A 16,920-nucleotide genomic window follows, 5' to 3' on the forward strand; every position below is an offset into this window, starting at 1 on the left:
TCGAGACCCAGCATATGAAGAAACGACTATTACAAGCAGTACTCGCAGCCGCTATTCCACTGACAGCCATCAACGCTCAAGCCGCTGATCCCCTATACGGCGGTACCATGGACGTAGTGGTACAGCCGGAACCCCCAAGCCTGATGATCGGTATGTACTCCAACGCGCCGACGCAGCAGGTAGCCGGTAACATTTACGAAGGCCTGCTGCGTTACGACAAGGACCTGAATCCACAGCCGCTGCTGGCAACTTCGTGGGACACCAGCGAAGACGGCAAGACCTGGACGTTCCATCTGAAAGAAGGCGTTAGCTGGCATGACGGCAAGCCGTTTACCTCCGCCGACGTGGTGTTTTCGGTCGACAAGTTCCTGCGTCAAACCAACGCCCGTCTGCGTCAGTCGCTGAAGTATGTTGACTCAATCACCGCCCCTGACGACTACACCGTGGTATTCCAATTGAAAGAGCCGTTCGGCCCCTTCATTGGCTTGTTTGAAACCGGCACCATGCCGATGATTCCGAAACACATCTACGAAGGCACCGATTACAAGACCAATCCGGCCAACCACACGCCGATTGGTACCGGCCCATTCAAATTTGATGAGTGGAAGAAAGGCTCCTACATCCACGCAGTGAAGAACGAGAACTACCACGTCAAAGGTCTGCCGTATCTGGACGAGATTTACTGGCACGTGATTCCGGACGCCGCTTCCCGCTCCGTCGCCTATGAAACCGGCAAGATCGACGTGTTGCCCGGTGGTTCAGTGGAAAACTTCGATATCCCACGTCTGACGGCGCTGGATAACTCCTGCTCCACCTCCGACGGTTGGGAATATTTCTCGCCACACGCCTGGCTGTGGATCAACAACCGTACCTACCCGATGTCCGACAAGCGCTTCCGTCAGGCCATCATGTACGCCATGGACCGCGAGTTTGCCAAGAACGCACTATGGAACGGCTACGGTACCATCGCCAAGGGTCCTATCGGCTCGAAGACCAACTTTTTCGACGAGAACCTGCCGGATTACGAATACAACCCGAAAAAAGCCAAGGCACTGCTGAAGGAGATGGGCTACGACGGTACGCCAGTGCGGCTGCTGCCAATGCCTTACGGCGAAACCTGGCAACGCTGGGCCGAAGCCATCCGTCAGAACCTGGCTGAAGTAGGCATCAAGACCGACATGGTGTCTTCCGACGTCGCAGGCTGGAACCAGAAGATCTCCGACTGGGACTTCGACCTGTCCTTCACCTACCTGTACCAGTACGGCGACCCGGCGCTGGGGGTATCGCGCTCCTACGTGTCCAGCAATATCGCCAAGGGCTCACCGTGGAACAACGCCGAAGGCTACAGCGACCCTGAAGTGGACAAGCTGTTTGCTGAAGCGGCCACCGCCTACCCCGACAGCAAACGTCAGCAACTCTACAACGAAGTGCAGGCAAAACTGGTGGAAGACGTGCCGGTGGCCTGGTTGCTCGAACTGGAATTCCCGACCATCTACAACTGCAACGTGCACAACCTGATCGACTCCGCCATCGGCGTTAACGATGCCTTTGGCACCGCCTGGATCGAGAAGTAACCCCTTGCGTCAATCGGGCGGGCCGTCGCTGACGGTCTGCCCCCGATCTACGGAAACTAGCTATGAGTATCCAGACCCTCTTCTACATTGGTGGGCGCCTGATCAAGGGCCTGCTGGTACTGTTCGTCATCGCAATCTTCAACTTCTTCCTGATTCGTGCTGCTCCCGGTGACCCTGCCAAAGTGATGGCTGGTGAAGCCGGTGCCACCGATGAAATCTTCCTGCAACAGCTGCGTGAACAGTTCGGCCTTGACCAACCGCTTTACTACCAGTTGTGGGTCTACATCAGCAATCTGGTGCAGTTCGACATGGGTGAAACCTACCGTCAGCAAATGCCGGTATTTGACCTCATCATGGACCGTCTGCCAGCCACCCTGCTGCTAACCGGCACCGCCTTTGTATTATCACTGGTGCTTGGGGTTCTGGTTGGCGTTATCGCTGCCTCCAACCATCGTAAATGGATTGATTCTGCCATTTCTGTCGCCGCACTGGTGTTCTACGCCACGCCATTGTTCTGGCTGGCACTGATGGCCGTGCTGCTGTTCTCGGTCTTCCTCGGCTGGTTGCCTGCCTTTGGCATGGAAACCGTCGGTGCCAACTTCACCGGCTGGGATCGCTTTGTTGATATCGCCGAACATCTGGTTCTGCCGGCGCTGACCCTGGGGCTGTTCTTTACCGCGGTGTATGCCCGCATGGCCCGTACCTCGATGATCGAAACCAGCCGCGCCGACTTCGTCAAAACCGCCAAGGCCAAGGGCATGAAGCCGTCCCGCGTGACCTTCCGCCACACCTTGCGTAATGCACTGCTGCCAGTAGTGACCCTGGCCGGCCTGCAAGCCGGTCAGATGATTGGTGGTGCCGTACTGACCGAAACCGTATTTGCCTGGCCCGGCATTGGCCGCCTGATGTTCGAGGCGCTGTTCCAGCGTGACTACAACCTACTGCTGGGCGTGTTCTTTATCTCCTCTGCCATGGTGGTGCTGTTCAACCTCGCAACCGACCTCATCTACTGCATCGTGGATCCACGAATCGAGTTAGCCAAATGAGTATTCTGAGAAAACTATCAAGCAACAAGGTAGCGCTGTTCGGACTGATCGTGCTGGCGTTACTCATACTGGTCGCCATCTTTGGCCCCTACCTTTACGAAACCTCGCCATGGCGCATGGTGAACCGGCCATTCCTGCCGCCACTGGAGAACGGCAGCCTGATGTTAGGCACCGACACCATGGGCCGCGACGTACTGGCCGGACTGGTGTACGGCACCCGTATCTCACTGCTGGTTGGTCTGATCTCCACCATGATCGCGCTGTTGATCGGCATTCCACTGGGCGCCAGCGCCGGTTACTTCGGTGGCTGGATCGACGAAGCCCTGATGCGCTTCACCGAAATCTTCCAGACCGTACCGAGCTTTGCGCTGGCGATTGTGATCGTCGCCATTTTCGAGCCTTCGGTGTACTCCATCACGCTGGCGATTGCGCTGGTGAGCTGGCCACCAGTGGCGCGTCTGGTACGCGGTGAATTCATGGCCCTGCGTAATCAGGAATACGTGCTGGCGGCGCGCCTGAATGGCCAGACCGACCGCAATATCATCCTGCGCGAGATTCTGCCTAACACCATTTCGCCAATCATCGTTATGGCCTCGCTGATGGTGGCTACCGCCATTCTGCTGGAATCGTCACTGTCGTTCCTTGGCCTTGGCGACCCGGAAATCATGTCCTGGGGCTACATGATCGGTGCCTCCCGTACCGTGGTCCGTCAGGCCTGGTGGCTGAGCTTCTTCCCCGGCATTGCCATCGCCCTGACCGTACTTGCACTGAATCTGGTCGGTGAAGGACTCAACGAAGCACTAAACCCGAAACTGTCCGGTAGCCGGGAGAGCTGATATGAAACCGCTTTTGAAAGTAGAAGATCTGTCGATCCGACTGCCCGCAGGTGCCGACCGCCCGTACGCCGTGCAGAACCTCAGTTATGCACTCAATGCTGGCGAAATCCTCTGTGTGGTGGGTGAATCCGGTTCCGGTAAATCCATGACCGCCAACGCCATCATGGGCTTGCTGCCGAAGGCGATTCAGGCCGAACGCGGCGCGATCACCTTTGATGGCCACGATCTGGTATCACTGGAAGAACGCCGTGCCCGCAAGATGCGCGGTAACCGCATCAGCATGATCTTTCAGGAACCAATGACGGCGCTGAATCCGTTAATGCGCATCGAAGACCAGATTGGCGAAGTGTTCCTGATCCACAGCGATATGAGCAAACAGCAGCGTCAGACCCGCACGCTGGGGCTGCTCAAGGACGTCGGCCTGCCCGACCCCGAAAAGGCCATGAAGGTGTATCCGCACCAGCTCTCTGGTGGTCAGCGCCAGCGGGTAATGATCGCCATGGCGTTGGCATTGGAGCCATCAATACTGATTGCCGATGAGCCAACCACCGCCCTCGACGTAACAACACAGGCGCAGATCCTGCACCTGATCAAGGAGCTGCAGCGCAAGCACGGCACCGCGGTGATGTTCATTACCCACGACTTTGGCGTAGTGGCCGAAATCGCCGACCGCGTGGTGGTGATGCAATACGGCAACATGGTTGAAATCGGTGACGCCAAGCAGGTGCTCAATAATCCACAGCATGATTACACCAAAAAGCTGATTGCCGCCGTGCCACCGCTGGTAGCGCCTGAGCGTGAAGTTCAGGACCGCAGCAACCAGAGCCCAGCGTTGTCAGTGAAGTCGCTGTGCAAAACCTACGTGTCGCCAGGCAGCTGGTTCAAGCCCGGCCGCACCGTTCACGCCGCCCGCGATGTGAATTTTGATCTGTACCGTGGCGAAACCCTCGGTCTGGTGGGTGAATCCGGTTCCGGCAAGTCCACTGTCAGCCGCTGCATTGTACGACTGTTAGAGTCCGACAGCGGTGAAATCCTGCTCGATGGTGATGCCATTCAGGATCTCGACAACAAGGCGCTGGCGCCCTATCGCAAAAAGATCCAGATGGTGTTCCAGGACCCGTATGCCTCGCTGAACCCGCGCAAGACAGTCGGCCGCATCATCGCCGATGGCCCGATTGCCCAAGGCGTACCGGTGGCTGAAGCCATGCAGAGGGCGAAAGAGCTGTTGGCGTTGGTAGAGCTGCCAGAAACCGCACTGGACCGCTACCCTCATGAATTCTCCGGCGGTCAACGTCAGCGTGTCGGTATTGCTCGCGCGCTGGCTCACAACCCGCAAGTTCTGGTGGCAGACGAAGCGATTTCGGCCCTCGACGTATCAGTACAGGCGCAAATTCTGGAGCTGATCGACACCCTCAAGCAGAAGCTCAATCTGGCGGTGCTGTTTGTTGTGCACGACCTGCGTGTTGCTGCTCAGGTGTGTGATCGCATCATCGTTATGAAACACGGCCAGATCGTTGAAGCCGGTGATACCAAGGCCGTCTTCGAACACCCGCAACACGACTATACCCGCAACCTGATCGAATCGATTCCGGGTGCCGACTGGCGCAGCGGCCAACCTTCAGCAGCTGTGGAGAAAATCGCCTGATGCACAAGGGAATCGTACAAATCCGTGTGGTGAGCCAGCAGCCGTACCTGGAGAGCTTTGGCCGCTATGCCGACAACTTTAAAGTCGTAAGCACCGACATGCCGCACAACCCGGAGGAAATCACCTTCGCGCTGCTGTGGCACCCGGATGCCGATTTTTTTGATCGCTATCCCAACGTCAAACTGGTGGCATCCACCGCCGCCGGTGTGGATAACATTCTTGCCTGCCCGAGTCTGCGCGACGATGTCATTGTTTGCCGCAACCGCGACCCGGAACAGGCCTCGATCATGAGCACCTTTGCGCTCTGGCACATCATCGGCCACCAGCGCAATTTCGAACGCTACCGTCAGCAGCAAATTGAACACCAGTGGATTCGTCACCCGATGCGCGCACCAGCCGACATCAGTGTTGGCATTCTCGGCATGGGCTTTATGGGCGAGAAATTGGCTAACGACTGTTATGCACTGGGTTATGACGTCGCCGGCTGGCGCAAAAGCGACAAGCCGCTGGGCAACCCGGATATCCGGTTTTTTTCCGGCACAGAACAATTCGATGCCTTCCTTGAACGCACCGAAGTGCTGATTTGCGTGCTGCCGTTGACCGACGAAACCTGGGGCATTCTCAACCGCGACACCTTCGCCAAAATGAAGTCTGGCGGCTACCTGGTTCATATCGGTCGTGGTCATCATCTGGTGCCCGAAGACCTGTTCGAAGCCCTCGAAAATGGCCAGCTGGCCGGGGCTTCACTGGACGTATTTGCCCCGGAACCCCTGCCGGTCGACAACAAAATCTGGGATCACCCGAAAATCTTCGTTACCCCCCACGACGCCAGTGACGTACGGCCATCGGCAGCGGTCGACAACATCGTCAACGAAGTGGAGCGCTTTGCTCTGGATAAACCACCTGCCAATCAAGTGCTGAAAGACATTGGCTACTGAAGGAGTCTCCATGAATGCGTTAAAGAGCAACGGCGAACGCCTGTGGCAATCGCTGATGGCGATCGGTGAAATTGGCCACGTCGACGTCGAAGGCAGCAAGGTCGGTGGTTGCCATCGACTGGCGCTGTCCGAGAAAGACCTGCGTGGCCGTCAGTTGTTTATCGACTGGTGCCAGGCCGAAGGCTGCACACTGCGCGTTGATGCTATCGGTAACCTGTTCCTGCGTCGTCCGGGCCGCGATAACAAGCTGGCGCCAGTGGTGACTGGCAGTCATCTGGACACCCAGCCGACCGGTGGCAAATTCGACGGCATCTATGGGGTGCTGTCCGGCCTCGAAGCCATTCGCACCCTGAATGAACACAAGATCGAAACCGAACGACCGATCGAAGTCGCGGTATGGACCAACGAAGAAGGTGCCCGCTTCAAACCGGCGATGCTGGGCTCCGGCGTATTTGCTGGAGTCTTCACCCTCGAAGAAGCGCTGGCGCAAACCGATGCCGATGGCATCACCGTCGCAGAAGCACTGGCGCAATCAAACTACACCATCGACAACACAGCAGACAGCCAGACCCGCACGCCGATTCATCGCTACTTCGAGTTGCACATTGAGCAAGGCCCGGTACTGGAAGCCAACAAGATCGACCTTGGCATTGTCTCTGGCGTGTTGGGCATGCGCTGGTATCGGGTACGTGTCAGTGGTCAGTCCTGCCATGCAGGCCCCAGCCCAATGGAAATGCGCAACGACGCTCTGGTAGGCAGCGCCAAAATGATATCGGAGCTGACCGAAATGGCCGCCGCAGGCAGTGCATCTACCCGTTGCACCATTGGCGAACTGGATATGCCATCGGCGTCAGTGAACGTTTCGCCGGGCGAAGTGGTGTTCTCACTGGACCTGCGTGAAGCCAGCGACGATGCCCTCGAAGCCCTTGAGCAAAAGGCCAGGGCACTGATTCATGCCCTCGCTGATGCCCGCAACCTCAGTATCAGCATCGAACAATTCTGGGGCTTGCCAGCCTCGCCCTTCGATACCGACGCCATAGCTGAAATCACCGCCGCAGCCGCCGAGTGCCTGCCAGCGGAGAAAGCCATGACGCTGGTGAGTGGTGCCGGACACGACGCCGTGTACATCAACCGCATTGCGCCAACCGCCATGATCTTTGTGCCTTCCGAAAATGGCCTGAGCCACAACGAGAAGGAATACACCGCACCTGAACAGCTGGCCAAAGGCTGTGACCTGTTGCTGAACACCTTGCTGAAAGCCGCAAACAGCTGACTGTGTCTTTTCGGAGACTATCTCGGAGATTACCAATGAAAGCGTTCTACAGTGCAGAGCAAAGCCTGCATCATCCGAAGTTTTACATGAAAAACGGCAAGGCCATCGCAGCGCGGGAATTGCCGGAGCGTGGTGAGATTTTCCTGACCTCGCTGTCGGGGTTGGAAATACCGGTAGGCGAAGCGAAAGATTTCGGGCCGGGTATCCTGTCGCGAGTGCATTCGCCGGACTACCTCAATTTTCTTGAACACGCCTACAGCGAATGGCAGCAGCTGCCTGACGCCAGCGAAGAAATCATTCCGAAAAGTAACCCGTCACGCTACGACTCCTCTTATCCGGCCGATATCATCGGGCGGGTTGGCTGGCACCTGATGGACACTTCTTGTCCAATGGGTCCGGGCACCTGGCAAGGAGCCTATGCATCCGCCCAGACCGCACAAACCGCGGCCGATTACGTTGCCAACGGTGAGTCACGCTATGCCTACGCACTGTGTCGTCCGCCGGGTCATCATGCCTACCCTGACGGTGCCGGTGGCTTCTGCTTCCTCAACAACTCCGCCGTTGCCGCCGAGCGGCTGCGCGAAACCTGTGACCGCGTTGCCATCATTGATATCGACCTGCACCACGGCAACGGCACTCAGGCCATTTTCTGGAATCGTCGCGATGTCATGACGGTATCACTGCACGCTGACCCGAACGGCTGTTACCCACATTACTGGGGCTACAGTCACGAACGCGGCGAAAGTGACGGCTATGGCTACAACCTTAATCTGCCGCTGCCTGCCGGTACGGGTGATGATGTGTATCTGCAAGCACTGGAAAGTGCACTGCAACAGGTCGCCTCGTTTGCACCGGATGCCATTGTGATTGCCCAGGGGCTGGACGCCTCGGAACAGGATCCGTTTGGTGTGCTGGCCATTACCACCGAAGGCTACGAACGAATCGGTGCGCGTCTGCGTCAGCTCGACAAGCCAACCGTGATTGTTCAGGAAGGGGGTTATATCTCGCCGATTCTGGGCGATAACCTCGCCGCCATTCTGAAGAACTTTATGTAACGCACGTTCAAAAAGTCCCGGTAAGCCATTCCGAAGCACTGCTTGCCACCCTTCAATCACCGGATTCAGCACTCGCAAGGTCTGTCGCGAGCGATAGCGGCCGTTCTGAATCCGCTCCAAAGCGGCAAAATCCCGTTTTGGGCAATCTTTATTAAAGGATAAATCTCATGTGTGAAGTTAGCTCATCTACAACTGCGGTTCCCCATTGCGACGTTGATAACGACGACGTCCGCGTTACCCGCTGGAGCTTCGAGCCCAGCGCTGAAACCGGTCATCATCGCCACGAGTATGACTACGTGATCACGCCAATCACCAAAAGCACCATGAAGATTGAAGACGCCAATGGTACCCGCCTGTTCGACATCGAACCGGGCGTCAGCTACTACCGCAAGGCCGGTGTTGAGCACAACGTTACTAACGCCACCGATGCGCCGATGATCTTTGTAGAGACAGAAATGAAGCGCTAAAACAGGAGCAGCCGTTATGAGCCACAATTACGAAGAAATCGCCGGGTTGGACGCCGTCACCCTGCTGCAGCTGTTCAGGAAAGGGGACCTGTCGCCGGTCGATGCCACCAGAGCGTCGCTGGCCCGCATCGACGCCTGTAACGAGGACGTCAATGCCTACTGCCACGTGGCAGAAGAATCAGCACTGGCGGCAGCGGCCGAATCTGAGCAGCGCTGGCTCAAAAAATCACCGCTAAGCATGATCGACGGCGTGCCATCCTCGATCAAGGATTTGACCAAAACCAAAGGCATGCCCATGCGCAGTGGTTCGCTGACCAGCCCGGACACCTTGCAGACCGAAGACGCTCCTTTCGCCGCCCGCATGCGTGAAGCCGGCGCCGTGATTCTCGGCAAGACCACCTCACCGGAGTTTGGCTGGAAAGGCGTCACCGACAGCCGCGTCAGCGGCATCACCCGCAACCCGTGGGATACCTCCAAAACCGCAGGTGGTTCTTCCGGCGGTGCGGCGGCAGCGGCTTCGCTGAATATGGGCGTACTGCATCAGGGCAGCGATGCCGGTGGTTCCATTCGTATTCCCGGCGGTTTTTGTGGCGTGTTCGGTATCAAACCAACCTTTGGTTACATTCCCCAGTGGCCCGCCAGTGCCATGACCACCCTGTCGCATCTGGGGCCGATGACTCGTACGGTAGCGGATAGCCTGCTGATGATGGACGTAGTTGCCCAACCCGACCCACGCGACTGGTATTCGGACCGCCGTTTCAACGGCAACTGGTTTGAGATACCAGGCAATCCGTTGCGAGGGTTGAAAGTGGCTTACAGCCCTACGCTGGGTTATGTCGATGTTGATCCGGAAGTACGCCTGTGCACCGATGAAGCGGTGGCCAAACTGGTCGAGCTGGGTGTCCAGGTCGAAGAGGTCGATCCAGGCTTCAGCGACCCACTGGAGATGTTTTCGACGCTGTGGTTTGCCGGTGCTGGCAAGGTAATTTCGACCATGAGTGAGGCCCAGCGTGAGCTGCTTGATCCGGGCTTCCGGGCCATTGCCGAACAGGGAGAAAAGATTGCCATTACTAACTACATGAAAGCCGTCGATGCCCGCGCTGCGCTCGGCTCCCACATGGAGCACTTTCACCAGCAATACGATCTGTTGATTACGCCAACACTGCCGATCACCGCCTTCGAAGCAGGTCGTGATACCACCAGCCCGGATCAGCGCTACTGGATGGAATGGACGCCGTTTTCCTACCCGTTCAATCTCACCCAGCAGCCAGCAGCAACCCTGCCCTGTGGCTTGGCGAACAACATGCCCGTCGGTCTACATCTGGTAGCAGCGAAAGGAAAAGACGCGCAGCTACTCAATACCTGTCGCCAGCTTGAGCCGCTGATGGCGTCTGGGCACCCGAGTCGTCCAAAGCAGGTAAATCCGTAAGCTCTTCGACCAGTAGCAGTACGTCAGTCAATGACGTACTGCTCCAGACACTGTCGAAACAATGCGACCGCCTCGGCATGGCGAGTGCGGCGACGATGGATGGCGGTGTAACGGTTGCGATACGAATAACGTTCAGGCAATAACGCCTGTAAGCGGCTTTCATAGCCCCAACCCTGCACCATGTGCTGCGGCAAAATGCCCAGATAATGGCCACCCAGAATCAATGCCGCGCGGGCTTCCTGATGATGGGCACGGGCATGGATATTCCAGTGCCTCACATCCGGCGACATTTCCTTGCCGGGCATCAGTCGGGGCGATTCCACAAACCGATGTGGCAGCAGATCCTTGGGGCCAATGTCCGTCTTGCCATAGAGCGGATGACCGGCTCCGCAGTACAACAGCATCTGCTCGTCAAATAATTCCAGCGTTTGCAGCTCCGGGTAGTTTTGCAGCAGCACCGACACCCCAAGATCGGCCTTGCCGTCCAGCACCACACTGGTAACGTCATCGGACGACAGCGTAATAATTTCTACCCGCACGTCCGGTGCCAGTTCACTGAAGCGGCTGAGTGCCCGCACGATGATCGAGTCCGGCCCGCCCGGCAGATGTTCCGACAACGCCAGTTGCAACTCGCCTGTCAGTCGTTGATGGGACTGATTGACCTTGCTGCGAAAAATATCCACCGCATCAAACAGCTCATGACTGGCGTCGTACACCACCCGGCCGTGTTCAGTCAGTTGGAAACCCGCCCGACCCCGTTCACACAAACGCATATCCAGCCGCTTTTCCAGATCGCTGATGTAGTTCGAAATGGTCGAGTTGGCCAGATTCAGCCGCAGCTCGGCGGCACTGATACCACCGCTTTCAGCGACGGCCCGAAATACCCGCAGCAATCTGATGTCGAGGTCAGACAGCTGTCCCGGCAAGGCGGCTTTTTTACGTCCCATGGTGCGCTCCTGACTGTTAAGGGCCCGGATATCAAGGGTCAGAATACTTTTGTATATCCAATTGTAATTCAATCTAAACAATCATATTAGCCATGGTTTTGCACGGGTATCTTGCAATCAAGACCAAGGAGATTCCCATGCAACTGAACGACACTGGCTTGCTGCAAACCCAGGGCTACATCAACGGCCAATGGCACGCTGGCAACAGCAACACCCACTTTGATGTGATCAACCCGGCCAACGGCGAACGTCTGGCACAGGTTGCTGAAATGGGTGCAGAAGAAACCCGTCAGGCCATTGCTGCCGCTGAACAGGCGTTACCGGTATGGCGTTCAAAAACCGCCAAAGAACGCAGTGCCATTCTGGAAAAATGGTACGCGCTGATGATGGCTGCACAGGAAGATCTCGCGGTACTGATGACCGCCGAGCAAGGCAAGCCACTGTTCGAATCCCGTGGCGAAGTCGCCTACGGAGCCTCTTTCCTGAAGTGGTTCGCCGAAGAAGGCAAGCGGGTTTACGGCGGCATTATTCCGCAAACCAACGACCGTCGTGGGCTGGTACTGAAGCAACCAGTGGGGGTGGTAGCCGCCATTACACCGTGGAATTTCCCCAACGCCATGATCACCCGCAAGGTCGCCCCAGCGCTGGCAGTTGGCTGCACCGTGGTGCTGAAACCCGCAGCAGAAACGCCGCTGTCGGCGCTGGCGATTGTCGAACTGGGCCGTCGTGCCGGTTTGCCTGCGGGTGTGTTCAATGTCGTCACCGGTACCGATGCCCCGGCCATTGGTGGCGAGATGACCAGCAGTCCGATTGTTCGCAAGCTGACCTTCACCGGCTCAACGCCGGTCGGCAAGTTGCTGATGAAACAGTGTGCCGATACCGTCAAACGCACTTCGATGGAACTGGGCGGTAACGCACCTGTGATTGTCTTTGACGACGCCGACCTTGAACGGGCGGTAGATGGCGCGATTCTGGCGAAGTACCGCAACTCCGGCCAGACCTGTATTTGTTCCAACCGCATGCTGGTGCAAGCCGGTATCTACGATACCTTCGTCGAGAAATTTGCTGCCAAAGTGCGTGAGTTCCGGGTCGGCGATGGCCTTGATACCAGCACCACCCAGGGCCCCCTGAATACCACCAAAGCGGTTCAGGGCGTACACGACAAAGTCCAGCAAGCCGTTGCCGAAGGCGCGACTGTGTTGGTTGGTGGCCAGCCGGGTTCTCAGGGCGAGCATTTCTACGAGCCAACCATCCTCACCAACGTGAACAGCTCCATGCGGGTGTTCCGCGAAGAGATTTTTGGCCCGGTAGCGCCGGTATTCCGCTTTGAAACCGAGCAAGAAGCCATTGCCATGGCCAACGATACCGAGTTCGGTCTGGCTGCTTACGTCTACACCAACGACCTCGGCCGCATTTTCCGCGTTAGCGAAGCCATTGAATACGGCATGGTCGGAGTCAATGAAGCCGCGCTCAGTTCCGAAGTGATTCCGTTCGGCGGCGTGAAAGAGTCCGGCCAGGGTCGTGAAGGTTCCAAATACGGCCTCGATGACTTCCTCGAAACCAAATACATCTGCTTGGGTGGCATGTAGTACGGCCCTGAAGAATCCAAGAGAAAACCCCAGAGAAATACCCACCAGCATTCAAGACCGGGTTGTCATAAACCCGGTACAGCGGAGACTTCCATGTCCAGAATCATCTACCCAACCACCAACTTCAAAGCCACCGAAGCACTTGTTCTTGAGAAGGCCGATGGCATTTACATCCAGGACGACCAAGGCAAGCAGTACCTCGAAGGCATGTCCGGCCTCTGGTGTACCTCGCTGGGCTACAACAATCAGGAACTGATCGACGCGGCGACCCAACAACTGCACGATCTGGCCTACTCGCACATGTTCAGCGGCAAGACCCACAAGGTCGGCATGCAGTTGTCCGAAGCACTGGCCGAGATGGTGCCTGTGGATAACGCCCGCATTTTCTTTGGCCATTCCGGCAGCGACGCCAACGACAGCCAGATCAAGTTGCTGCGTTACTACTTCAACGCCATTGGCAAACCGGAAAAACGCAAGATCATTGCCCGTCAGCGTTCCTATCACGGCGTCACTATCGGTGCTGCTTGCCTGACTGGCCTGCCGATCAACCACGCCAACTTCGACCTGCCGGTGGATGCGCTGGGCATCATTCGCACCGATGCGCCTTACTACCTGCGCGACAAGCTCGATGGCGAAACCGAGAGCCAGTTCGTCGACCGTATTGTGGGTAATCTGGAGCAGCAAATTCTGGCTGAGGGGCCGGAAACCATCGCCGCCTTTATCGCCGAGCCAATCACCGGGGCCAGCGGCGTGATCATTGCGCCGGATGGCTATTACGCCAAGGTGCAGGCACTGCTGAACAAGTACGATATTTTCTTCTGGGCCGATGAAGTGATCACCGGTTTTGGCCGTACCGGTAATGACTTTGGCTCTACGACCATGGGCATCAAGCCGGACATGATGAGTCTGGCCAAGCAACTGTCGTCTGCCTACCAGCCGATCAGTGCCGCGGTCATTCGTGGAGATATGTACGACGCCATGGTTGAGCCATGCGCTGAGCTGGGCGTGTTTGGTCACGGCTACACCTACTCGGCCCACCCGGTTGCCAGTGCGGTGGCGCTGAAGACGCTGGAAATTTATCAGCGCGATGAAATCTTCGCCCGCGCCGCGGATACCGGAGCTTACCTGCAACATCAGCTGCAGCAATTCGCCAGCAGCCCGATTGTAGGTGAAGTTCGTGGCCGTGGCCTGATTGCCGCCGTCGACTTGCATAACACCGCCACCAATCAGGCATTCCCGGCCAGCGTGTCCTACTTCCTGCAGCAAGCCTGTCAGGACAATGGCCTTATTCTGCGTGCTGTGGGCGGCACCGCGATTGCCTTCTGCCCACCATTGATCATTACCCGTGCCCAAATCGACGAGTTGATCAGCAAGTTTGCAGCAGCGCTTAAAACCACCGAAGAGCACATGATGGCTAACGGCTTGATGTAACCCCGCCAGGCTCTGTTTACAACCACATTGCCAGCCACAAAATTGGCCATGAACTCAACCGGAGCAGCGTCCCCCCTGCTGCGGCTGGGTTCTCATAACCAGCTAGCCACTCTTCACTATCAATCATCAACTACCCATTCAAACTCTCCCGCTGCTCACACATCCCTGCCAGCGCCAGGTCGATCTCACGCTGGATGTTCTGGAGTTGTTCAATCTTGTCGCTGACTTCGGCGCGTTTTTCGCGCAGGTGTTTGGCCAGTTCTTTAGGCGTTAGCGAGCGTTGGTACAACAGCGCGTTGAGACTTTTGATTTCTTTCAGGGTAAAGCCCAGGTGTTTGGCGCGGATGATCAGTTTGAGTTGTTTCACCACGCCATCGTCGTAGTGGCGGTAGCCGTTCTGGCCTCGTACCGGGGCGGCCAGCAGGACTTCTTTTTCATAGAAACGAATGGTGTCGCGGCTGAGGTTGGTGGCAGCCATCACGTCTTTCATCTGCATGGCAGGCAAACCCTTGACTATGGAGTAAGCTCCATAGTTTAGGCTCTGACATTTATTGAACACAACGTCAAACTGATAACAACAACAGGACGGATGCATGCAGATTGAATTCAAGGCGGCCGACGGTACGCCATTGGCGGGTTACTGGTTTGATGCCCAGACAACCGACTTGGCGTCAGCACCCGAGCAGACCAAAGGCACCGTGCTGGTGAACCCAGGAACGGCCACCAAAACCCTGTTTTATCGTCGTTTTTGTGAGTATTTGCAGGTCAACGGCTACCAGGTTTTGTTGTGGAATTACCGGGTATTCTGCGAGTCCCGCCAGCTACCGTTGCAACAGTCGGATTATCGCTTTTCGGACATTGGCCGGTTGGATATTCCAGCCGCCATTGCCGAGGCCAAGCGTCGTACCCCAGCGGGGCTGCCGTTGTTCTGTGTCGGCCACAGTGCCGGAGGTCAGCAGTTTGGTTTTGCCAGCAATGTCGATCAGGTGCAGGGCCTGGTTGCGGTGGCGTCCTCGGCGGGTCATTTCGCCAATATGCCGTTGGGGTATCGGCTGAAGGCGCATTTTTTCTTCAAGCTGTTTGGGCCTTTGTCAGCTCGCATTAGCGGTTATGTGGTCGCTGGTCGTTTTGGCTTTATGGAGGATTTGCCAACCTCGCTGGCGTCCGAGTGGCACGACTGGTGTAAGGAGCCGGATCTGTTTTTTGCTCTCAGCTATTACGGCAAAACCGTTGCTGAGGGGGCTTACAAGGCGATGCCAATGCCGGTGCATGTGATCCATGCCAGCGATGATGAAATTGCTTCTGCCGCCAATGTGGCTAATTTCTGGCGTCATATTGAGGGCGTTAAAGGCATCAGCTTTCAGCAGTACCCGGCAGCGGATAGCCCTAACCGCAAGATCGGCCATTTTGGCTATTTCCATTCAGCCAATCGGTTTATCTGGGAGGACATCCTGCAACAGCTGGAGCAATGGCGGCTTGGGCTGGACGCTTGAAGTGAAGGCTTGAAATGGAGGCTTAGAGTGTAGGTCTGAATAACTCTGTCAGTCACCCATAAGAAAGGGCCTGCTGTTACCAGCAGACCCTTGTGGAGAATCTCAACGCCAATTGGAAACTCCAACGGAGTCAGCGCATAAAAAACGCAGGCTCACACCTATGAGGTTAGATCATCGCTCGTTGTTCGGGTGTCAGAACGTCATAAATGCGGGTTTGGGCATCGCTGCGCACGTTGACCATTTTTTCATGCACTGCCGCCAGTGTGTGATTGGCTTTCATAATGGCATGGGCATCAAAATCGTCATCTGCTCGCAAGTCGCGCAGGTTTATTTGCGCTTCCATTTCGGCACCTTTCAGACGCCACATCTCTTTGCGGGCCTGATCGTTGATTTCCGTGATCTTGTTGACCTGTTGGTCAGTCAAGCCCAAACCGGCAGTCGGGTTGCCCGACACTGGGCCAAAGGTTTCGGTTTCGACCACCAGCACATTTTTCGGAGCCATCTTGTCAGACGCCTGGTTCTGATCCTGTTGAGCAACCTTGGGGACGTAGTCGTGATGTTGCGGCTCTACTTCACCCGCTGTTGCCAATGCCGGAGCTGCCGCCAAGGCCGCAGCCATCATTCCTATCAGTAATGTTTTCTTACCAGCAGAGGCCTGATGGATTGTGCTGCTGGCGCTATGGCCGTTTGTTACCGGGCTGTTTGAAGTGTTCATAACAGACTCCTTATACGCGTGTCGCGTTTTGCGAATGTGAGCTTTCAGGATGGGCGGTGTTGCCCGCTCATGGTTGCTTTGAGAGCCTCTTTCGCCAGTTACTGCACCCAACCATTCAGGTTTTACGCTTTGTGACCATGACCCACAGCGACTTTGCAGTCATGACGAATGCCAACATCCCTGGCGGAACTTGTGTGCCTTTACGTTGACCCAAGCGACACGCCAAACAGCCGTTCAGAACACAGGCCCACTGCGGCTCCATCGCGTTTTTGTTTTATCCCCTCGCCAGTCCCTTGATGACAGCAACGGTCACTTGTCGCAGTGGTGACAATTCCAGTCATTGCCCAAAAAGGCATATCCATGTCGCGTTTTGAAAAACGCCCTCTCCGCAAAGGCGGCTAAATACGCCCATGGCAGTAAAGGGAAAAATCCCCGAGCGCCCCTCACAGCAACCGGGTTGCGGCCCACGCAGCGTTATTTAC

At 56.6% G+C, this 16,920-nt stretch carries 15 protein-coding genes; 12 read left to right on the forward strand and 3 right to left on the reverse strand.

The window, feature by feature from the left end:
* Nucleotides 1-14 precede the first annotated feature (14 nt).
* The 9 genes from ACXADJ_RS14120 to ACXADJ_RS14160 all read left to right on the forward strand — a co-directional run bounded on the left by ACXADJ_RS14120 (nucleotide 15) and on the right by ACXADJ_RS14160 (nucleotide 10,263).
* Nucleotides 15-1,574, forward strand: a complete 1,560-nt coding sequence (locus ACXADJ_RS14120; RefSeq protein WP_475067033.1) for an ABC transporter substrate-binding protein — start codon at nucleotides 15-17, stop codon at nucleotides 1,572-1,574.
* A gap of 62 nt (nucleotides 1,575-1,636) precedes the next feature.
* The gene (locus ACXADJ_RS14125) at nucleotides 1,637-2,620 is read left to right on the forward strand and encodes an ABC transporter permease (protein WP_475067035.1); all 984 of its coding nucleotides are present in this window, start codon (nucleotides 1,637-1,639) and stop codon (nucleotides 2,618-2,620) included.
* Nucleotides 2,617-3,456 carry an ABC transporter permease gene (locus tag ACXADJ_RS14130; RefSeq protein ID WP_475067037.1) on the forward strand — a complete coding sequence of 280 codons (840 nt, stop codon included), beginning with the start codon at nucleotides 2,617-2,619 and terminating at the stop codon, nucleotides 3,454-3,456. Before ACXADJ_RS14125 ends, ACXADJ_RS14130 begins: the two co-directional genes overlap by 4 nt.
* A 1-nt stretch (nucleotide 3,457) precedes the next feature.
* The gene (locus ACXADJ_RS14135) at nucleotides 3,458-5,101 is read left to right on the forward strand and encodes an ABC transporter ATP-binding protein (protein WP_475067039.1); all 1,644 of its coding nucleotides are present in this window, start codon (nucleotides 3,458-3,460) and stop codon (nucleotides 5,099-5,101) included.
* A complete protein-coding gene (locus ACXADJ_RS14140; protein WP_475067041.1) occupies nucleotides 5,101-6,039 on the forward strand; it encodes a 2-hydroxyacid dehydrogenase in 939 nt (312 codons plus the stop codon). Before ACXADJ_RS14135 ends, ACXADJ_RS14140 begins: the two co-directional genes overlap by 1 nt.
* A gap of 10 nt (nucleotides 6,040-6,049) precedes the next feature.
* The gene (locus ACXADJ_RS14145) at nucleotides 6,050-7,312 is read left to right on the forward strand and encodes an allantoate amidohydrolase (RefSeq protein WP_475067043.1); all 1,263 of its coding nucleotides are present in this window, start codon (nucleotides 6,050-6,052) and stop codon (nucleotides 7,310-7,312) included.
* A gap of 35 nt (nucleotides 7,313-7,347) precedes the next feature.
* A complete protein-coding gene (locus ACXADJ_RS14150; protein ID WP_475067046.1) occupies nucleotides 7,348-8,367 on the forward strand; it encodes a histone deacetylase family protein in 1,020 nt (339 codons plus the stop codon).
* A 167-nt stretch (nucleotides 8,368-8,534) separates the two neighbouring features.
* Nucleotides 8,535-8,834 carry a cupin domain-containing protein gene (locus ACXADJ_RS14155; RefSeq protein WP_475067049.1) on the forward strand — a complete coding sequence of 100 codons (300 nt, stop codon included), beginning with the start codon at nucleotides 8,535-8,537 and terminating at the stop codon, nucleotides 8,832-8,834.
* A gap of 16 nt (nucleotides 8,835-8,850) precedes the next feature.
* Nucleotides 8,851-10,263 (forward strand): amidase, encoded by a 1,413-nt coding sequence (locus ACXADJ_RS14160; protein WP_475067051.1) that lies wholly within the window; start codon nucleotides 8,851-8,853, stop codon nucleotides 10,261-10,263.
* 23 nt (nucleotides 10,264-10,286) lie between these two features.
* On the opposite strand, the gene ACXADJ_RS14165 is transcribed toward ACXADJ_RS14160, so the two are convergent.
* Nucleotides 10,287-11,210 carry a LysR family transcriptional regulator gene (locus ACXADJ_RS14165; RefSeq protein ID WP_475067053.1) on the reverse strand — a complete coding sequence of 308 codons (924 nt, stop codon included), beginning with the start codon at nucleotides 11,208-11,210 and terminating at the stop codon, nucleotides 10,287-10,289.
* A gap of 137 nt (nucleotides 11,211-11,347) precedes the next feature.
* On the opposite strand from ACXADJ_RS14165, the gene ACXADJ_RS14170 reads away from it, so the two are divergent.
* Nucleotides 11,348-12,799: an NAD-dependent succinate-semialdehyde dehydrogenase gene (locus tag ACXADJ_RS14170; RefSeq protein WP_475067056.1), complete on the forward strand. Its 1,452-nt coding sequence runs from the start codon at nucleotides 11,348-11,350 to the stop codon at nucleotides 12,797-12,799.
* Between the two features lie 93 nt (nucleotides 12,800-12,892).
* Nucleotides 12,893-14,230, forward strand: coding sequence for an aminotransferase (locus tag ACXADJ_RS14175; protein WP_475067058.1), 1,338 nt, complete (start codon nucleotides 12,893-12,895; stop codon nucleotides 14,228-14,230).
* 130 nt (nucleotides 14,231-14,360) lie between these two features.
* Here the strand turns inward: ACXADJ_RS14175 and ACXADJ_RS14180 are convergent, their stop codons facing one another.
* The gene (locus ACXADJ_RS14180; protein ID WP_475067062.1) at nucleotides 14,361-14,726 is read right to left on the reverse strand and encodes a MerR family transcriptional regulator; all 366 of its coding nucleotides are present in this window, start codon (nucleotides 14,724-14,726) and stop codon (nucleotides 14,361-14,363) included.
* A 97-nt stretch (nucleotides 14,727-14,823) separates the two neighbouring features.
* On the opposite strand from ACXADJ_RS14180, the gene ACXADJ_RS14185 reads away from it, so the two are divergent.
* Nucleotides 14,824-15,723: an alpha/beta hydrolase family protein gene (locus ACXADJ_RS14185; RefSeq protein WP_475067064.1), complete on the forward strand. Its 900-nt coding sequence runs from the start codon at nucleotides 14,824-14,826 to the stop codon at nucleotides 15,721-15,723.
* 166 nt (nucleotides 15,724-15,889) lie between these two features.
* On the opposite strand, the gene ACXADJ_RS14190 is transcribed toward ACXADJ_RS14185, so the two are convergent.
* Nucleotides 15,890-16,438 (reverse strand): Spy/CpxP family protein refolding chaperone, encoded by a 549-nt coding sequence (locus ACXADJ_RS14190; protein ID WP_475067067.1) that lies wholly within the window; start codon nucleotides 16,436-16,438, stop codon nucleotides 15,890-15,892.
* Between the last annotated feature and the right edge of the window lie 482 nt (nucleotides 16,439-16,920).

The sequence above is a fragment of the Oceanobacter sp. ABM4_470 genome (assembly GCF_056158645.1).

Bases quoted from the DNA above. Each gene is read 5' to 3' on its own strand.
- ACXADJ_RS14120 (WP_475067033.1), top strand. From the start codon at position 15: ATGAAGAAACGACTATTACAAGCAGTACTCGCAGCCGCTATTCCACTG.
- ACXADJ_RS14125 (WP_475067035.1), top strand. From the start codon at position 1,637: ATGAGTATCCAGACCCTCTTCTACATTGGTGGGCGCCTGATCAAGGGC.
- ACXADJ_RS14130 (WP_475067037.1), top strand. From the start codon at position 2,617: ATGAGTATTCTGAGAAAACTATCAAGCAACAAGGTAGCGCTGTTCGGA.
- ACXADJ_RS14135 (WP_475067039.1), top strand. From the start codon at position 3,458: ATGAAACCGCTTTTGAAAGTAGAAGATCTGTCGATCCGACTGCCCGCA.
- ACXADJ_RS14140 (WP_475067041.1), top strand. From the start codon at position 5,101: ATGCACAAGGGAATCGTACAAATCCGTGTGGTGAGCCAGCAGCCGTAC.
- ACXADJ_RS14145 (WP_475067043.1), top strand. From the start codon at position 6,050: ATGAATGCGTTAAAGAGCAACGGCGAACGCCTGTGGCAATCGCTGATG.
- ACXADJ_RS14150 (WP_475067046.1), top strand. From the start codon at position 7,348: ATGAAAGCGTTCTACAGTGCAGAGCAAAGCCTGCATCATCCGAAGTTT.
- ACXADJ_RS14155 (WP_475067049.1), top strand. From the start codon at position 8,535: ATGTGTGAAGTTAGCTCATCTACAACTGCGGTTCCCCATTGCGACGTT.
- ACXADJ_RS14160 (WP_475067051.1), top strand. From the start codon at position 8,851: ATGAGCCACAATTACGAAGAAATCGCCGGGTTGGACGCCGTCACCCTG.
- ACXADJ_RS14165 (WP_475067053.1), bottom strand. From the start codon at position 11,210: ATGGGACGTAAAAAAGCCGCCTTGCCGGGACAGCTGTCTGACCTCGAC.
- ACXADJ_RS14170 (WP_475067056.1), top strand. From the start codon at position 11,348: ATGCAACTGAACGACACTGGCTTGCTGCAAACCCAGGGCTACATCAAC.
- ACXADJ_RS14175 (WP_475067058.1), top strand. From the start codon at position 12,893: ATGTCCAGAATCATCTACCCAACCACCAACTTCAAAGCCACCGAAGCA.
- ACXADJ_RS14180 (WP_475067062.1), bottom strand. From the start codon at position 14,726: ATGCAGATGAAAGACGTGATGGCTGCCACCAACCTCAGCCGCGACACC.
- ACXADJ_RS14185 (WP_475067064.1), top strand. From the start codon at position 14,824: ATGCAGATTGAATTCAAGGCGGCCGACGGTACGCCATTGGCGGGTTAC.
- ACXADJ_RS14190 (WP_475067067.1), bottom strand. From the start codon at position 16,438: ATGAACACTTCAAACAGCCCGGTAACAAACGGCCATAGCGCCAGCAGC.